Source organism: Finegoldia magna, from assembly GCF_018371055.1.
GTDB classification, from domain to species: Bacteria; Bacillota; Clostridia; order Tissierellales; family Peptoniphilaceae; genus Finegoldia; species Finegoldia magna_I.
The window spans coordinates 1-1,168 of the sequence record NZ_JAGYZD010000360.1; the positions used below are offsets into that span (position 1 = coordinate 1).

Annotated in this window: 2 protein-coding genes and 1 pseudogene; all 3 read right to left on the minus strand. The window is 27.1% G+C overall.

What is annotated here, in order from left to right; translation table 11 throughout:
- Positions 1-78: pseudogene (locus KHW44_RS10185) on the minus strand (PcfB family protein); the annotation flags it as partial.
- A gap of 206 nt (positions 79-284) precedes the next feature.
- The gene (locus tag KHW44_RS09870; protein WP_024051516.1) at positions 285-806 is read right to left on the minus strand and encodes a hypothetical protein; all 522 of its coding nucleotides are present in this window, start codon (positions 804-806) and stop codon (positions 285-287) included.
- A gap of 173 nt (positions 807-979) precedes the next feature.
- Positions 980-1,153: a hypothetical protein gene (locus KHW44_RS09875; protein WP_019035175.1), complete on the minus strand. Its 174-nt coding sequence runs from the start codon at positions 1,151-1,153 to the stop codon at positions 980-982.
- Positions 1,154-1,168: the final 15 nt, after the last annotated feature.

The following is a 1,168-nucleotide window of genomic DNA, read 5'->3' on the forward strand; positions in this document are numbered from 1 at the left end:
TTTTGCTGCCTTTATTGTGTATGTTATTATGGTTTGTGCTGCTTGACCTGCTTCTTTGCTTATTTCTTCGTTTATCATGTTTTCTCTCCTTTGTTTGAATTAAAAAAGGGAAGTATAGGCTTTAATTTTTCTATACTTCCCTTTGATTGTTTTTATTTTATTTTTCTCGGTGGTGGAATGCTTTATTTTGATGTTTTTATGGCTTTCTTAGGTATTTGTACCTTTTATTGTTTTTCTGCTCTTATCTTATAGGATAAGCTGTTATAACATGATCTTTATTATTTCTACTCATTTTCAGGTAAACCCCAAAAATCATAATCAGCTTTAATAATCTTATCCTTAAAAATCGTAATATAATATGAATGGAAATTATTGCTAAGTTCTTCTAATAATTTTTCCTTACTTTTTTCGATGTTACCATCAAAATCTAAAAATCCATACTCTAGATTGTCCATTGACTGAACTGTTTCAATAATTTTTTTGTAGATATAATCATTTTCCTGAATGTCGTTACCTATATAAGGTAAATTAATATATAATTCAAATGCAAGAGACTTATCAAATTTAAAAATAGATATAGACACTCCATTTTTATCACAATTAATTATCTCATAATCTTCAGAAAAATCTTTATCCAAAATATATGACTCCAATTTTATTTCTTTTTCATTGCCTATTTCATCATATATATAAAAAATCTCCTTATTATATCCAAATATTCTTAATATTTTATTAATTGATTCTAATAAGTCACTATTTTTAGAATCTTGATGTAGTAAAATTCCTATTGTCCCCATAGTTTCCATTATTTTATCCTCAAATTCTTTTTCTAAAGCAATGCAAAATATCATGGCTAACTTGATAGCTGGGTTAAATTAATCGATTTCAGTTGAGCTAATTGTATTTAATTAACCCCCACTTCATCAGCTAACTATTGTTGTGAATAACCTTTTTCTTCTCTTATTTTGCTTTTCCACCTTTAGTAGTTTATGTGTGTTCTTTTGTCTGATAGATAGTTTTTCATGTTGGAATATATTATCTGTATTTCTTCGTTGTTCATTGCTTTTATTTCTTCTGTGCTTTTATATGTTTTGTATGTTCCATCTTGATCTGCTTTTATGAGTTCATCTATTAGCTCTTGCCTTTTATTCATCTCTATTACCTCCTA

Coding starts and splice junctions, on each gene's coding strand:
- KHW44_RS09870 (WP_024051516.1), bottom strand. CDS start 806: ATGGAAACTATGGGGACAATAGGAATTTTACTACATCAAGATTCTAAA.
- KHW44_RS09875 (WP_019035175.1), bottom strand. CDS start 1,153: ATGAATAAAAGGCAAGAGCTAATAGATGAACTCATAAAAGCAGATCAA.